At 72.7% G+C, this 15,928-nt stretch carries 13 protein-coding genes; 6 read left to right on the top strand and 7 right to left on the bottom strand.

The window, feature by feature from the left end; translation table 11 throughout:
• Nucleotides 1-98: 98 nt before the first annotated feature.
• Complete coding sequence (locus ISU07_RS17010) at nt 99-1,124, top strand: hypothetical protein (RefSeq protein ID WP_194708019.1); 1,026 nt, start codon at nt 99-101, stop codon at nt 1,122-1,124.
• Between the two features lie 4 nt (nt 1,125-1,128).
• Here the strand turns inward: ISU07_RS17010 and ISU07_RS17005 are convergent, their stop codons facing one another.
• Together ISU07_RS17005 and ISU07_RS17000 are read right to left on the bottom strand one after the other, a co-directional pair.
• Nucleotides 1,129-4,965, bottom strand: a complete 3,837-nt coding sequence (locus ISU07_RS17005) for an adenylate/guanylate cyclase domain-containing protein (RefSeq protein WP_194708018.1) — start codon at nt 4,963-4,965, stop codon at nt 1,129-1,131.
• Nucleotides 4,966-5,020: 55 nt separating this feature from the next.
• On the bottom strand, nt 5,021-6,709 hold the full coding sequence (locus ISU07_RS17000; RefSeq protein ID WP_194708017.1) for a Mur ligase family protein: 1,689 nt from the start codon (nt 6,707-6,709) through the stop codon (nt 5,021-5,023).
• A gap of 153 nt (nt 6,710-6,862) precedes the next feature.
• Between ISU07_RS17000 and ISU07_RS16995 the strand changes: the two genes are divergently transcribed.
• Together ISU07_RS16995 and ISU07_RS16990 are read left to right on the top strand one after the other, a co-directional pair.
• Nucleotides 6,863-8,242 (top strand): 3' terminal RNA ribose 2'-O-methyltransferase Hen1, encoded by a 1,380-nt coding sequence (locus ISU07_RS16995; RefSeq protein ID WP_194708016.1) that lies wholly within the window; start codon nt 6,863-6,865, stop codon nt 8,240-8,242.
• The gene (locus tag ISU07_RS16990; protein ID WP_194708015.1) at nt 8,239-10,749 is read left to right on the top strand and encodes a polynucleotide kinase-phosphatase; all 2,511 of its coding nucleotides are present in this window, start codon (nt 8,239-8,241) and stop codon (nt 10,747-10,749) included. The genes ISU07_RS16995 and ISU07_RS16990 overlap by 4 nt, the downstream gene beginning before the upstream one ends.
• Before the next feature lie 4 nt (nt 10,750-10,753).
• On the opposite strand, the gene fabI is transcribed toward ISU07_RS16990, so the two are convergent.
• Genes fabI through ISU07_RS16975 form a run of 3 tightly spaced genes read right to left on the bottom strand, consistent with a single transcriptional unit; the run spans nt 10,754 to nt 12,517 of the window.
• Entirely contained in the window at nt 10,754-11,524 is a 771-nt protein-coding gene (fabI, locus tag ISU07_RS16985) for an enoyl-ACP reductase FabI (protein ID WP_194708014.1), read from the bottom strand.
• Nucleotide 11,525: 1 nt separating this feature from the next.
• Complete coding sequence (locus ISU07_RS16980) at nt 11,526-12,263, bottom strand: beta-ketoacyl-ACP reductase (protein WP_323742670.1); 738 nt, start codon at nt 12,261-12,263, stop codon at nt 11,526-11,528.
• A 41-nt stretch (nt 12,264-12,304) separates the two neighbouring features.
• On the bottom strand, nt 12,305-12,517 hold the full coding sequence (locus tag ISU07_RS16975) for a dodecin (protein ID WP_194708012.1): 213 nt from the start codon (nt 12,515-12,517) through the stop codon (nt 12,305-12,307).
• An 89-nt stretch (nt 12,518-12,606) separates the two neighbouring features.
• Here ISU07_RS16975 and ISU07_RS16970 point away from each other — a divergent pair, with 89 nt between their 5' ends.
• Both ISU07_RS16970 and ISU07_RS16965 read left to right on the top strand, forming a co-directional pair.
• Complete coding sequence (locus ISU07_RS16970; RefSeq protein ID WP_194708011.1) at nt 12,607-12,933, top strand: DUF3099 domain-containing protein; 327 nt, start codon at nt 12,607-12,609, stop codon at nt 12,931-12,933.
• A 121-nt stretch (nt 12,934-13,054) separates the two neighbouring features.
• Nucleotides 13,055-13,276 (top strand): acetone carboxylase, encoded by a 222-nt coding sequence (locus ISU07_RS16965; protein WP_194708010.1) that lies wholly within the window; start codon nt 13,055-13,057, stop codon nt 13,274-13,276.
• Nucleotides 13,277-13,296: 20 nt separating this feature from the next.
• Here the strand turns inward: ISU07_RS16965 and moaA are convergent, their stop codons facing one another.
• Nucleotides 13,297-14,292, bottom strand: a complete 996-nt coding sequence (gene moaA, locus ISU07_RS16960) for a GTP 3',8-cyclase MoaA (protein ID WP_194708009.1) — start codon at nt 14,290-14,292, stop codon at nt 13,297-13,299.
• 71 nt (nt 14,293-14,363) lie between these two features.
• On the opposite strand from moaA, the gene ISU07_RS16955 reads away from it, so the two are divergent.
• On the top strand, nt 14,364-15,245 hold the full coding sequence (locus ISU07_RS16955) for an SURF1 family cytochrome oxidase biogenesis protein (RefSeq protein WP_194708008.1): 882 nt from the start codon (nt 14,364-14,366) through the stop codon (nt 15,243-15,245).
• On the opposite strand, the gene ISU07_RS16950 is transcribed toward ISU07_RS16955, so the two are convergent.
• The gene (locus ISU07_RS16950; protein ID WP_194708007.1) at nt 15,131-15,886 is read right to left on the bottom strand and encodes an SDR family oxidoreductase; all 756 of its coding nucleotides are present in this window, start codon (nt 15,884-15,886) and stop codon (nt 15,131-15,133) included. The genes ISU07_RS16955 and ISU07_RS16950 overlap by 115 nt on opposite strands.
• Between the last annotated feature and the right edge of the window lie 42 nt (nt 15,887-15,928).

The raw sequence follows: 15,928 nt of genomic DNA, 5'->3' as shown, positions 1-15,928 counted from the left end.
GACAGTTCAACGGCGTAGGGAAACGATGGTCGCTGCGGAGGTAGCTCCGCCCTCACCTGGGGGCTGGTGACGGCATGGGCTCGGCTTGACGTCTGGGGTTGTCCGACGTCGTCGTGCCCGCGGGCGCGGCGTACCCGTCGAAGGAGCCGTCGATGTCGTTCGTGTCCCGATCCCGCCTCAGCCCACGACCCGTGCACGGTGTCGCCGCCGCTCTCCTGCTGGTGGTCGCGATGCTCGCCGCCGGGTTCGGGGCCGCGTTCGCGGCGCCGACGACGCCGCCGAGCCTCGTGGTCCTCGCGAGCACGGACAACACCGCTCTCACCGGCGCACCCACGGGCGCCATCCCGGGGGTCCTGGCCGCCAAGGGCAGCACGTCGATCACGATCACGGTCTCCCTCAGTGACGGCACCGAGCTGAGCCGGGGCCTCGTCCTCGACCTCGCGCCCGTCCGGCAGGACGGCAAGAAGCCCGCGGGGTCGTTCTCGCCGAGCAGCTACACCGTGCCCGTCAAGGGCGTCTCGACCGTCTTCACGGTGACGTACTCCGCCGCCGAGGACGGGATCGCCCTCAAGGCCACGGTCCACAAGGCGAACTCCACCTCACCCACTCCGGGCCAAACCGCCTTCTTCGACGTGCTCGAGAGCCTGCGGGTGACCCCGAAGAACCAGGTCCCGACCGACGGGTTCGGAGCCGACACGTGCAACTCCTCCAGCAACGTCTCGGTGTGCGGCGTCGTCTACCTGGCCCGCGGGATCACCTCGGCAGCCGCCGCGCTCTCCAGCGGCGTCTGCTCGGACACCGGGTGCTCGGGTGGCAAGGAGGTCCAGTTCATCGCGGGCCTGTCCGACGCGAACGGGGGCGACCTGTACTCCCGCACCAACCCCGCGATCCTGAGCCTCCAGTGCGACAAGTCGCGGTGTGGCGGCAAGGGTGTCAGCTCCTACACGGCGTACGCCTCGCTCTCGGCGACCGGCGCCCTGACGGCGGTGCCGGCGTGTGAGAGCAAGGGAGTCATCCAGGCCGGTGCCGACTTCTGCACCGACTACGTCAGCAGCCACCGCGACAACGCCGGCGACGTGATCCTCCAGGTCCTGTTCTTCAAGGACATGCGGGGCACCATGTGACGGCTCAACGCACCTGACGCACCAGCTCGTCCAGACCATGGGGCAGGACCTCGACCTCGAGGTCCCGCAACGTGGCGAGCGCGCCGTCGAGGGCTTCCTCGTACGGCGCCCCGCTCGCGGCGCGCGCCAGGCTGCGCCCCAGGAGGTTGAGCGCCCGGACGCAGCCGCCCTCCCCCGCGTCGGCTGCGGCCAGGCCGCGCTTGAACGACGCCTCGGCCGCCTCGGGGTCACCCTGCCGGAGGGCGATGACGCCGGCGAGGAGGCGCAGCCCGCCCTCGGCCGTCTCCGGTCCGACGGCGGCGACGGCGGCCAGCGCCCCCACCGCGATCTGGCGGGCCGCGTCGAGGTCGCCCTCGATGAGTGAGCAGTCGGCCAGGCCGACCTCGACCTCGATCAGCTCGTGCTCCAGCTCGGCGGCGAGCAGCTCGGCGCGCGCCTTCACGAGCGCCGCACGAGCCTCGTCGACGCGCCCCTGGCCGACACGCACCCGGGCGGTCTCGCGGTCGACCAGGGCGAGGAGCTCGACGTCGTCGGCGACGCGGGCGTACCGCGCCGCGTGCAGGAGGTGGCCCTCCGCCCGGTCGTACCGGCCCTGACGGATGGCGAGGTCGGCGAGGTTGTAGGCGGCCAGGGCACCGTTCGCGGTGTCGCCCACCCGCACCATCAGCTCGGCGGCCCGCTCGAGCCGCTCCTGCGCGAGGGGCCAGCGGCCCTCCTGGAGCGCGCGAATCGCCAGGTTGATCAGGCAGCGCGACATCATGACGAGGTCGCCGGCCTTCTCGTAGCTGGCCAGGGCGAGCTCGCCGAACGGCTGGTCGCCCGACTGGCCGGCCCCCGTCAGGACCAGGTCGCGCACGTTGAACGCGGACGCGACGGCGAGGTCGTCGCCGCTCGTCTGGGCCTCCAGCACGGCCAGGGCGCTCCACTTGAGCGCCTCACCGTGCCGCGCCCGGAGGTAGTTGAAGAAGGCCAGCCGCGAGGTCAGCTGGGAGCGCACGGCGGACGCGCGGCTCGACTCCTCGCGGACCAGCCCGCGCGCGTGCGCGACGATGCGGAGCGCGGTGGTCAGCTGCCCGATCCGCTGGTGGATCCCGACCTCCTTGAACATCAACGTCGCCACCGCCACCGGGTCGGCCCGCGCGAACTCGCGGGCCCGGCGGTAGGCGCCGATCGCCTCCCGCGAGAGACCGGCCAGCTCGGCCACGTCCCCGGTCGCCTCGAGGACCTCGGCGACCTCGGCGCGGGGCACGCCGCCGGCCGCCAGAGCGGAGGTGACGGCGCGGCGGTACTCCTCCAGGGCCGCGGCGTAGGAGTACACGCCCCGGGCCCGCTCACCGGCGGTGCGGCCGTACCGCCACGACCGCTCGTAGTCGCCGGCCTCCCAGAAGTGCGTGGCCAGCTCGGCGGCGGCCTGGTCGGGATCGGTCGTGAGCTTCTCCAGGACGTCGCCGACGTGGCGGTGCATGCGCCGGCGCAGGCGGAACGGGAGCCCGGCGTACGCCGTGTCCCGGACGACCGCGTTGGTGAAGCGCCACCACACGTCGTCCGCGCCCTCCGGCTCGACGAACTGGTCCAGGCGGCGCAGGTCGGCCGGCTCCAGCTTCCACCCCTCGTCGCCGACCATCTCGTGGAGCAGCGAGAAGGAGAACTGGTCGCCGAGGACCGACGCGAACCGGAGGACCGTGCGGTCCCGCGGCGCCAGCTGGTCGATCTGGCCGGCCACGACGGCCCCGACGGAGTCCGGCAGGTCGGCGATGCTGCCGCGCTCGCGCGCGACGTCGAGGAGGGCCTCCATGAACAACGGGTTGCCGCCGGCCTTGACCGCGATGGCCTCCAGGAGGTGCGGGCTGACCGGCTCCTCCACGCTCCAGGACTCCAGCAGCGCCACCGACTCGTCGTGACCGAGCGGCAGCAGCTCGATCTCCTCGACCTCGACGTCCTCGGGAAGGCTCAGGCCGGCCGGGCCGCGCTGGCGTGACGTGAGGACGACCCAGGGCCGCTCCGCGGCGGCCGCCGCGAGCTCGGCGACGATGATGGCCGAGGACTCGTCCATCTCGTCGACGTCCTCGAAGACGAGCAGCGTGGGCGCGTCGAGGGCGGCGCGCAGGAATGACACGACCGTCTCGACGACCTTGCCGGCCCGGAACCGCTCGTCGAGGTCCCGGGTCTCGGGGGTGTCGGCGATGCGGACGTCGAGCACCGCTCCGAGCAGCGGGAAGTACGGCAGCAGCTCGGGCGAGCACTCGCCGACGACCGCCCGGACGGCCGCGACCACCTCGTCGCGCGGCGTACCGCCACCCACGCCGGCCACGTCACGCAGCAGGCGCCGGACCGCGCCGTAGGTGACGGCGCCGCCGAAGTGGCCGCTGGTGCCACGGAGCACGGCATGTCCGCCGGCCTCCTCGACGACCGCGGCGACGAAGGCCGACTTGCCGAGCCCGGGATCCGCGACGACCTGCGCGACTGCCCCGTGCCCCTCGCGGGTCCGCTCGAGGAGCGGGCGCAGCCGCGCGAGCTCGGCGGCGCGGATGGGAGTGGCACCGCGTGGAGCGGCCGTGTCGATGCCGGTCTCGTCGCCGAGCGCAGTCACGGACGACGCCTCGACGGGCCGGGTGACCCCCTTGACCATGAACGGCGGCACGGGGGTCGCCTCGACCGGCCGGCGCAGGTGCCCGATCACGTCCGCGGTCGCCAGCACGTCGCCGCTCGGTGTCTTGCCCATCACGCGCGCGGCCAGGTTGATGGCGTCGCCCTTGATGGAGTACGTCCGGCGGAAGCTGGGGCCGAAGTCGCCGCCGTACACGCCGCCCCGGTTGACCCCGGCGCGCAGGGACAGCGCCCCGGCCCGGTCCACGATGAGGCGGGCCGCGCCGAGCGCCCGGTCGTCGACGTCACGGCCGCCGCCGGGCGCCCCGGCCACCAGCATCAGCTTGCCGCCGTCGCGGTTGATGTCGCTCTCGAGGAACGTGACGCCGTGGCTGGCGCACGCGTCCTGGGCGTTGCGGACCATCTCGTCGAGTGCCGCCGCCAGCGCGTCGGGGCCCTGCTCGGCGAGCAGGGTGTCGGTGCCCGAGAACTCCACGAAGCTGACCCCGACGGTGCGGTGCTCCGAGGTGCCCGCCGCGGCCAGCAGGTGCTGCCGCAGCGGCGGCGAGAGCAGCTGGGCGACGTCGACCGTGTCGCCGTCGACCTGCAGCTCGGGGTACGCCTCGGCGCTCGGGGGCCGGCTGCGCAGGAGGCGGCCCTCGCCGACGGGTTCGCCGAGGAGCCGCGGGTCCAGCGCCGCGGCGGTGTCCGCGCTGAGCAGGATCTGGCTCGCGGTGGCCAGGGCCTCCATCTCGGCGCACCGGCTGGCGGCCGGCCCGCTGATCACCAGCTCGCGGTGGATGCGCGGGTCGCCGACCAGGAAGAAGTCGAAGGCACCCGTGTGGATGCCGACAGACATCCGCAGGCTCACGGCGCCGGCGGACGAGCGTGCCCGGCCGGCCGAGCGCAGCTCGTTGCGCATGTCGACCGAGGCGCGGGCGGCCCGCGTGGCGTGGTCGTCGCCGGTGAAGAGCAGGAGGACGGCGTCCCCGCCCCACTTGACCAGGTCCCCGCCCTCGTGACGAGCGTGGGCCAGCAGTGCTCCGAAGACGGCGTCCAGGATGTCGCTGAGCTCCTCGGAGCCGACGGCGCCCTGACGGGTCAGCCGGCGCGCCAGGGCGGTGAAGCCGGAGATGTCGACGAAGGCGAGGGTCCCCTCGACCGAGCGGTGCCGGTCCTCGGGCTGCCGGCTGAGCCACTCGACGGCGACTCCGGGCACGTACGGGCGCAGTGCATCCCCGCTGCCCCCACCCATGGCCCCTATTGAACGCGGTCACTGGTGGAGCAGGACACCCCTTTCCGTGTGCGGGTCAGACCACCCGGGCAGCGCGGACCTTGGCGGACAGCGTCGCCGGGTCGTCCGCCGTGCCGCCGTGGCCGGCGATCCAGTCGTAGGCCTCCTGCCTCTCGGCATGGCACATCAGCCCGACCACGTCGCCCGGGCCGGCCAGGTCGACGAGCGCGGCCAGGGACTCCACCTCCGTGTCGTACGACGCGACGTCGCCCATGCCGACCCGCTCGAGGCCGGCACGGAAGAGGGCGTCCATGGCCTCCTGGCTGCGGCCGCGCAGGTAGCTCTGCTTGTGGCCGATCGCCACCACGTCGGCGTGCATGCCGGCCATCTCACCCAGGCGCTCGAGGAGCTCGTCCTGACGGTCGCCGACGGCACCGAGCCCCAGCAGGAGGCGACAGCCGGGGCGGCGTACGCCGTTCATGATCTCGAGCATCGCCTCGAGCCCGGCCTCGTTGTGGGCCAGGTCCATGACGACCGAGACCTCGCCGAGGCTGAAGAAGTTCATCCGGCCGGGGTTGTGCTCGGCGTCGGGGCGGAAGGTACGCAGCCCGTCGACGACCGTCTCGAGCGGGATGCCGATCGCGAGGGCGGCGGACGCGGCGGCCAGCGTGTTCTCGACGTTGAAGCGGGAGAGGCCCGCCAGGGTCATGGGCACGTCGGCGAGCTCGACGACCGGGAGCGCGTCGGCGTTCGGCCTGAGCACCGAGACCCAGCCGTCGATGACCGTCGTGGCGCGGCCACCCACGTTGAGGATGTCGCGCACGGCCGGTGAGTCCGGGTCACGCGAGAAGACCCAGGGCTGTGCGCGGATGATCTGGCGCATCGCGAAGACGCGCGGGTCGTCGGCGTTGAGGACGGCCCAGCCGCTCTTGCGGGTGATGTGCGGGACGACGGCCTTGACCTCGGCCAGCTGGTCGAGGGTGTCGATGCCCTGGAGTCCGAGGTGGTCGGCGGTCACGTTGGTGACCACGGAGACGTCGTTGCGGGTCAGGCCGATGCCCTTGAGGAGGATGCCGCCGCGGGCGGTCTCGGTGACCGCGAGCTCGACGTCCTCGTTGGCCAGGATCTTGCCGGCGCCGCTCGGGCCGGAGTAGTCACCGGCCTCGACCAGCTCGCCGTCGATGTAGATGCCGTCGGTGTTGGACCAGCCCACGTGCTTGCCCCAGGTACGGGCGATGTGGGCGATCATCCGGCTGGTCGTCGTCTTGCCGTTGGTGCCGGTCACCGCGATCACCGGGATCCGCGGCGTGATGGTGGTCGGCGCCGCACCCGGGTCGCTGTCCTTCACGCGCTTGGCCGCCCGCTCGACGACCTCCTCGACGTCGCTGGTCGACAGCTCGTCGAGCACCTCGGCCACCGCCCGGCCCATCTCCTGGGCGCGCTCGCGGTGCCGCCAGGGGTACGCGACCACCAGCGTGTGCGGGTCGTTCGTCGGCCGCACCCGCACAGCCAGCCGGCTGGTCCCCGACTCGTGCGCGACCGCCCGGACCAGCCGGGCCACCGCTCGTGCCGCGAACCGTTGCCGGAACCCGGTCCCCGGCTCCCCCGGCCTGGCGTTCCTCAGCCCGATGCGCGCGGCCAGCCGCTTCGCCGTCGCCGTCGGCGCGTCGGCCAGCCCGCTGATGTCCAGGGTCAGCTTGATGGTCGCCCGGGGGAAGTAGAGGTTGGGCCCTTCGAGGACCCGGAGCTCGACGAGGGACGTCACGGCCAGCACGCTAGCGAATCGGTTTCGGGAGGTGGATGGCCGCCTGAACTGGCGGTGAGCTGCGGTCGGTTCGCCTCCTGACAACCGACCACAGGTCACCGCCACCCGGATAACCCCCGACCCTCTCAGGACACCTGGGAAAGAATCGACAGCGTGTTCCTCACCCTGACCAGCACGACGCGACCCGCGACGGACCTGGGGTACCTGCTGCACAAGCACCCCGACCGCGCGCAGAGCGTGAGCGTGACGGCGGGCGAGGCGCACGTGTTCTACCCGGAGGCGACCGAGGAGCGCTGCACCGTCGGACTCCTCGTGGAGGTCGACCCCGTCGCGCTGGCGCGGAACAAGAAGGGACACGTCCTCGGCCAGTACGTCAACGACCGCCCGTACGCCGCCTCCTCGATGCTGGCGGTCGCGCTCGGGAAGGCGTTCCGCACCGCTCTGGCCGGCCGGTGCGACGCGCGGCGGGAGCTCGTGGAGCGGGAGCTGGACCTCGAGATCCACGTACCTGCCCTCCCTGCGGACGGCGACCCCGCCCTGGTCCGCGGGCTGTTCGAGCCGGTCGGCTGGGCCGTCACGGCCACGCCGGTCGAGCTCGACGAGACCGTCCCGGACTGGGGAGCGAGCCGGTACGTCGACCTGCGCCTCGCGGGCCGGCAGCGGCTCCAGGACGCGCTGTCCCACCTGTACGTCCTCATCCCCGTCCTCGACGGCGGCAAGCACTACTGGGTCGGCGACGAGGAGATCGACAAGCTCGTCCGGGCCGGGGGCGACTGGCTCGCCGCGCACCCGCTGCGTGAGACGATCCTGCGCCGCGCGCTCGCGCACCAGCGCCGCCTCGTCGACGACGCGACCGCCCGGCTCCTCGCCTCGGACGACGAGCCGACAAACGACGAGCCGATGGCCGACGAGCCCGTGGACGAGGCGAAGGCGAGGCCGCTCGTCGCCCTGCGGCGCGACGCCGTCCTGGCGGCGGTCAAGGCGTCCGGAGCCCGCACCGTCGTCGACGTCGGCTGCGGCGAGGGCTCGCTGCTCCGGGCGCTGCTCGACGACGCGTCGTACACCCAGATCCTCGGCGTCGACGTCTCCCCGCACGCGCTGGCCACCGCCGAGCGCCACCTGCGACTGTCGACGATGGACGACCGGCGACGCGAGCGCATCCGGCTCGTGCAGTCGTCCCTCACCTACCGCGACGACCGGCTCGCCGGGTTCGACGCGATGGTGCTGATGGAGGTCGTCGAGCACCTGGACCCACCGCGCCTGCCCGCGCTCGAGGACGCCGTCTTCGCCCACGCGCGGCCGGGCACCGTCGTCCTCACCACCCCGAACGCCGAGCACAACATCCGGTACGACGGCCTGGCCGGCGGCGGGTACCGCCACCACGACCACCGCTTCGAGTGGACCCGCGACGAGCTGCGCGCCTGGGCCGACCGGGTCGCGGCCACGCACGGCTACGAGGTCCGGTACACCCCCGTCGGCGCCGACGACCCCGAGGTCGGCCCACCCACCCAGCTGGCCGTGTTCACCCGATGACCGCCCTCGCGATCCCGTCCCCGTCCCTCGTGGTGCTCGTCGGCGTCTCGGGCTCGGGCAAGTCCTCGTTCGCCACGAAGCACTTCGGTCCCTACGAGGTCGTCTCCAGCGACTACTGCCGCGGCCTGGTCTCGGACGACGAGAACGACCAGGACGCGACCAAGGACGCCTTCGACGTGCTCGGCTACATCGTCGGCAAGCGCCTCGAGCGCGGCCGGCTCACGGTCGTCGACGCCACCAACGTCCAGCCCAGCGCACGCCGCCACCTCCTCGGCCTGGCCAAGGAGCACGACCTGCTCCCGGTCGCCATCGTGCTCGACGTGCCCGACGGGGTCGCGATCGAGCGCAACGCCGGCCGTCCGGACCGGGACTTCGGCGCCGGGGTGGTCAAGCGGCAGTCGTCCCAGCTGCACCGCTCCCTCGGCCACCTGACCAAGGAAGGCTTCCGCCGCGTCCACGTGCTCCGGGGCGTCGAGGAGATCGAGGAAGCCACGATCGTCCGCGAGCCACTGCTCAACGACCGCCGCGACGAGCACGGACCGTTCGACGTCGTCGGGGACGTGCACGGCTGCCGGTCCGAGCTCGAGGCGCTCCTCGGACAGCTCGGGTACGCCGTGGTGCGCGACGACCGCCGACGACCGGTCGACGCCGTACCTCCCGACGGACGGCGAGCGGTCTTCCTCGGCGACCTGGTGGACCGTGGTCCCGACTCCCCCGGCGTGCTCCGCCTGGTGATGGGCATGGTCGCCGCCGGCCACGCCCTCTGCCTGCCGGGCAACCACGAGAACAAGCTCGTGCGCGCCCTGTCCGGCCGCCAGGTCCGGATCAGCCACGGCCTCGAGACGACGCTCGAGCAGCTGGAGGCGGAGTCCCCCGAGTTCACCGACCAGGTCAAGGAGTTCTGCGACGGGCTCGTCGCGCACCTCGTCCTCGACGACGGCCGGCTGGTGGTCGCGCACGCCGGCCTCAAGGAGGCCTACCACGGCCGCGCGTCGGGCCGGGTGCGCAGCTTCGCGCTGTACGGCGACACCACTGGCGAGACCGACGAGTTCGGCCTGCCGGTCCGGTACCCGTGGGCCGAGGACTACCGCGGCCGCGCGATGGTGCTCTACGGCCACACCCCGGTCCCCGAGACGACCTGGGTCAACAACACGCTGTGCCTGGACACCGGCTGCGTGTTCGGCGGCCGGCTCACCGCGCTGCGCTACCCCGAGAAGGAGCTCGTCTCGGTGCCGGCCGAGCGGGTCTGGTACGAGCCGGTGAAGCCGCTGGCCGCCACGACGCCGGTGCGCGAGCCGGACCAGCTCGACATCGGCGACGTCCTCGGCAAGCGGGTCGTCGATACGGCGCACCACGGTCGCGTCACCGTGCGCGAGGAGGACGCCGCCGGCGCCCTGGAGGTGATGAGCCGGTTCGCCCTGCACCCCAGGTACCTCCCGTACCTGCCCCCGACGATGGCCCCGGTCGCGACCTCGCGCCGTGACGACCTGCTCGAGCACCCGGACGAGGCCTTTGCGGCGTACGCCGACCTCGGCGTCACCTCGCTCCTGTGCGAGGAGAAGCACATGGGTTCGCGTGCCGTCGTCTTCGTCCGCGACGACGACGGCGGCGGGCCCGGCGCCGTCTACACCCGCACCGGCCGGTCCTTCTTCGAGCCGGAGGTGACCGCGAGCCTGCTCGGGCAGGTCAGGGACGCCGTCTCCGGTGCCGGCCTCTGGGACGAGCTGGCCACCGACTGGCTGCTGCTCGACGCCGAGCTCCTCCCGTGGTCGGCCAAGGCCGAGGGACTGCTGAGGGAGCAGTACGCCGCCACCGGCTCGGCCGCGCGTTCGGTGCTCACCCCGGCGGTCGCCGCTCTGGAGACCGCCCGCGCCCGGGGCGTCGACGTCGGCGCCCTGGCGGACCGCACCGTCGCGCGGCGTACCGACGCTGCGGCGTTCACCGACGTCTACCGGCGCTACTGCTGGCCGACCGACGGCTCACAAGGCGTCCTGCTGGCGCCGTTCCAGGTCCTCGCCTCGGCCGGCCGCACGTGGGCCGATCGCGAGCACCCCTGGCACCTCGACGTCGCCGACCGTCTCGCCGCCCAGGACCCGGGCCTGTTCCGTGCTACGCGGCGGCTGGTGGTCGACACCGGCGACCCCGCGTCGCGCGACGCCGGCGTCACGTGGTGGGAGGAGCTGACCGCCGACGGCGGCGAGGGCATGGTGGTCAAGCCGCTGGCCAACCTCACGCGGACTCCGAAGGGTCTCGTGCAACCGGGACTGAAGGTGCGCGGGCGCGAGTACCTGCGCCTCATCTACGGCCCCGACTACACCCGGCCCGAGCACCTGTCCCGGCTCAAGGACCGCCACCTCCAGCACAAGCGGTCCCTTGCCCTGCGCGAGTACGCCCTGGGCCTCGAGGCGCTCGACCGGTACGTCGCCGGCGAGCCGCTCTGGCGCGTGCACGAGGCCGTGTTCGCCGTGCTCGCCCTGGAGTCCGAGCCGGTGGATCCGCGCCTGTAGCCGGTCAGGCGCCCATCGCGTGGTAGCCGCCGTCGACGTGGATGATCTCGCCGGTCGTCTTGGGCATGAAGTCGCTCAGCACCGCCACGACCGTCTTGGCGGTCGGCTCCAGGTCGTTCAGGTCCCACCCGAGCGGCGCACGCTTGGTCCACTCGTCCTCGAAGCGCTCGAAGCCCGGGATCGCCTTGGCGGCCAGTGTCTTGAGCGCGCCGGCGCTGACGAGGTTCACCCGGATGCCGTGGGGGCCGAGGTCGCGCGCGAGGTACCGGTTGCAGGACTCCAGCGCACCCTTGGCGAATCCCATCCAGTCGTACCCGGGCCACGCCACGCTGGCGTCGAAGGTCATGCCGACCACGCTCGCGCCCTCGCCCATCAGCGGGAGGCAGGCGGTGGTCAGCGACTTGAAGGAGTACGCCGAGACGTGCACCGCCTGCGCCACGTCCTCCCACGGCCCGGTGAGGAACTTGCCGCCCAGGATGGTCTCCGGGTTGCCGTAGGCGATCGAGTGCATCAGCCCGTCCAGCCCGTCCACGTGCTCACGGACCAGGTCGGGCAGCCGCTCGAGGTGCGACTCGTCGGTGACGTCGAGCTCGAGCACCGGCGGCTCCGTCGGGAGCCGCTTGGCGATGCGCTTGGTGATGTTCAGCGCCCGGCCGAAGTTCGAGATCAGCACGGTCGCGCCCTGCTCCTGCGCGACCTTGGCCGTCGCGAAGCCGATCGAGGAGTCGAGCGTGACCCCCGCGATGAGGATGCGCTTGCCGTCGAGGATGCCCATGTCAGTGCCCCATTCCGAGTCCACCGTCGACCGGGATCACGGCCCCGGTGATGTAGGCCGCGCCGTCCGACGCCAGCCAGGTGACCGCCGAGGCGATCTCGTCCGTCGAGCCGTACCTGCCCAGGGGGACCTGGGCCTTGTACGTCGCCTTGAGGTCGTCGCTGAGGGTCTCGGTCATGTCGGTCTCCACGAACCCCGGCGCGACGACGTTCGCGGTGATCCCGCGCGAGCCGTACTCGCGCGCGATCGACCGGGCCATGCCGACCAGGCCGGCCTTGGAGGCCGCGTAGTTGACCTGACCGCCGGAGCCGAGCAGTCCCACGACCGAGGAGATGAAGATGATCCGGCCGCGGCGCAGGCGCATCATCTTCGAGACCGCCCGCTTGGCCAGCCGGAACGAACCCGTGAGGTTCGTGTCGATGACCGACGACCACTCGTCGTCGGACATCCGCACCAGCAAGGTGTCGGCGGTGATGCCCGCGTTGGCCACCAGCACCTCGACCGGGCCGTGCGCCGACTCGATCTCGGTGAAGGCCGCCTCGATGGCGGCCGCGTCGGTGATGTCGCACGTCAGGTCGAGGGCGCCGTCGGGGCCGCCGCCGCTGCGGCTGGTCACCGCCACCCGGTCGCCTTGGGCCAGGAACGCCTCGGCGATCGCGCGGCCGATGCCGCGGTTGCCTCCGGTGACGAGGACGGAACGGCCGGACGGCTCCTCTGGCTGACTGTCTGGGTCGCTCACCTGGTCACTCATCTGGGTCACCCATCTGGCCGACGCTAGCGTCAGTCGTCCTCGAGCCGGAACCCGACCTTCATCCCGACCTGGAAGTGCTCGACCTCGCCGTCCTTGACCTGGCCACGCACCTGGGTCACCTCGAACCAGTCGACGTGGCGCAAGGTGCGGGCGGCGCGCTCGATGCCGTTGCGGACGGCCTGGTCGATGCCGTCGGGCGAGGTGCCGACGATCTCGGTCACGCGATAGGTGCGGTTCGACAAGACAGGCTCCCCAGGTGGATGGACGGATCTGCGGCCCGGCCCGGAGCGGGCCGGGTTGGACGTCGATCGTAGCGACGTACAGTGGGGGGATGGCCCGGCATCAGGCCGGTGAACCGGTGCGGATCACGACCGCGAGCGCCAGTCGCGACGAGGACATCGCCGCGCGCCAGAAGCGCTACCTGCTGGCGATGGGCTTCCGCACACTCTGCTTCGTGGCGGCCATCTTCGTGACCCCGGTGTGGCTGCGCGTGGTGCTGATCATCGGCGCGCTGGTCCTCCCGTACGTCGCGGTCGTGATGGCGAACGCCGGCTCGACGAAATCCGACGGGTTCGCCCTGCTGGACGGCACATCCGGTGCTCGGCAGCTCCCGCCCGGCGACGATTCCGGCCGCGGCGACGGTCAAGACCACCTTTGACAACCGGCCAAAAAGTGCCAGACTCTCCCACGAGTGCCGGACAGCTTCCCCCGTGGCTGTCCGGCACTCCCTGCATTTCTGCCGACGGCATCTGCGCCGCGTCGAGCGACGAGAGGACGCCGTGACCGACCCGCTCCTCTGCTCCGCCAAGGGCTGTCAGCAGCACGCCGTCTGGGCCCTGGTCTGGAACAACCCGAAGGTGCACAGCCCGGACCGCCGCAAGACGTGGCTGGCGTGCGAGGAGCACCGCGAGCAGCTGGCGGGGTTCCTCGGCGCTCGGCAGTTCCTGCTGGACGTCGTACCGGTGGACGAGGCGCCGCAGGACCCGGGACCCGGGCGCTAGCCGCACCAGCAGGGACGAGGTCAGCCGCCGATGGCGGACATCGGCCGGTCGGGCTGGAGGAACGTCGGGTCGTCGATCCCGTGCCCCGGTCGCTTGGTGGTCATCGCGGCGACCCAGCGGTCCGCGATCTCCTCGTCGGTGGCGCCGGCCCGCAGCGCACCGCGGAGGTCGGACTCCTCGCGGGCGAACAGGCAGTTGCGCACCTGGCCGTCCGCGGTGAGCCGCACGCGGTCGCAGTCGCCGCAGAACGGCCGCGTCACCGACGCGATCACGCCCACGGTGGCCGGGCCGCCGTCGACCAGGAACAGCTCGGCGGGAGCGCTCCCCCGCGGCTCCGTGGCCGGCGTGAGCACGAACTCCTTCTCGAGGCTGGCGAAGATCTCGTCGGCCGTGACCATCTCCATCCGGCTCCAGCCGTGCTGGGCGTCCAGGGGCATCTGCTCGATGAACCGGAGCTGGTAGTCGCGGTCCAGGCACCACCGCAGCAGCTCGGGTGCCTCCTCGTCGTTGAGCCCGCGCAGCAGCACCGCGTTGATCTTGATGGGGCCGAGGCCGGCCTCCGCCGCCGCGGCCAGGCCGTCGACGACGTCGTGCAGCCGGTCGCGCCGGGTCACGGCGTGGAAGGACTCCGGGCGGACGCTGTCGAGGCTGACGTTGACGCGGTCCATGCCGGCGGCCTTCAACGCGTGGGCGGTGCGCGCCAGGCCCAGCGCGTTGGTGGTCATCGAGATCTCGAGGTCCGGCGAGACGGCGCGGGTGCCGGCGACGATGTCGACGAGACCGCGGCGTACGAGCGGCTCACCACCGGTGAACCGCACCTCGCGGATCCCGAGCTGGTGCACGCCGATGTCGATGAGCCGGACGATCTCGGCGTCGGTGAGCACGGACTCGTCCGGCAGCCACTCCAGGCCCTCGGCCGGCATGCAGTAGGAACAGCGCAGGTTGCACCGGTCGGTCAGCGAGACCCGGAGGTCGGTCGCCACCCGGCCGTAACGGTCTGCCAGTGCGCGTGTCACCGACTCAGTCTAGGTGCGGGCAGGTTGGCCCGCGGTCGGGAGCGCCGAGGACTCCCGGCTAGCCTCGGCGGGTGCGGTCCTGGCGCTTCCTGCTGAGCCGCCGGTGGATCGTGTTCTTCCTGGTGGTGGTGCTGCTGGCGTACGCCACCTGGTGGCTCGGCCGCTGGCAGTTCCACCGCCTCCACGACCGCCGGCACGACAACGCCGTGGTGGAGCGCAACGAGGCCGCCACCGCCACCCCGGTCGGCGACGTGCTCGCACCTGGCCGCGACGTGGACGACGACGACGAGTGGCGGGTCGTCACGGCCACCGGGAGCTACCTCACCGACGAGACCGTCATCGTCCGGTACCGGACCCGCGAGGGCTCCTCCGGCGTCGACGTCGTGGTGCCGCTCCAGACCGACGGCGGCCCGGCGCTGCTCGTCGACCGCGGCTGGCTGGCCACGAGCAACAGCGGCGCGACACCGGACGACGTACCCGCTCCCCCGTCCGGCACGGTGACCGTGACCGGCTGGGTGCGGGTGGACGCGTCGGGCGGCTCGACCAAGGTCACCGACCGCTCGACGCGGGCGATCTCGAGCGCCGCGATCGGGGCGGCGATCGGCACCGAGGTATACGGCGGGTTCGTGGACCTCCGCTCCGAGGACCCGCCGGCCGGGACGCCGCTGGCCAAGGCCGAGCTGCCCGACCTCGGCGAGGGTCCGCACTTCTTCTACGGGCTGCAGTGGTGGTTCTTCGGCGTGCTCGCGGTGTTCGGGTTCTTCTACCTGGCCTACGACGAGTGGCGGATCGGCACCGGCCGGAAGCCACCGCGCGCACAGGCCGGGAGCCATGGGCCTCAGACGGCGCGCAGCATCCCTCCGTCGACGGGCAGCATGACGCCGGAGACGAACGACGACGCGGGCGAGAGCAGGAACGCCGCCGCCCGCCCGAACTCCTCCGGCTCGCCGTAGCGGCCCAGCGGGATCGTGGCGATCGCCTTGGCCCTGGCCGCCTCGGCGTCGCCGGTGGACTCGTCGAGCTCGGCCACCCGCTCGGTGCCGACCCGGCCGGGCAGCAGGCCGTTCACGCGGATGCCGCGCGGCCCCTGCTCGTCGGCCAGTGTCTTGGCGACCATGGCCAGCCCGGGGCGCAGGCCGTTGGAGATCGCCAGGCCCGGGATCGGGGCCCGGACCGACGACGACAGCACGAAGGCCACCGACCCGCCCGGCTCGAGCGCGGCGCACACCTCGCGAGCGATCCGGACGGCGCCGAGGAACACCGACCCGAACGCCGTCTCCCAGTCGGCGTCGGACGTGCTCGACACCGTCCCCGTGGGCGGCCCGCCGACGGAGATGAGCGCACCGTCGAGCCGGCCGAACCCTTCCCTGGCAGCCGCGATCAGCCGCGCCGGCGTCCCCGGGTCGCCGTTGTCGGCCTCCACGGTGACGACGGCGTCGCCCAGGTCGGCCTTCGCGGCGGCCAGCGACTCGGCGCTGCGCCCGGACACCACCACCCGGGCGCCGTCGGCGACGAGCGCGTCGACCGTGGCGCGACCCAGCCCCCTCGCTCCCCCGGTGACGATGTAGACACGGTCCTTGAGGTCGAGGTCCATGGTTCGACCCTAGCCTCGGCGATTCGTCAGAGACTCCCCCGC

The organism is Nocardioides islandensis (assembly GCF_015352455.1).
Lineage (GTDB): Bacteria > Actinomycetota > Actinomycetes > Propionibacteriales > Nocardioidaceae > Nocardioides > Nocardioides islandensis.
This window is presented reverse-complemented; position numbering and strand designations above follow the sequence as displayed.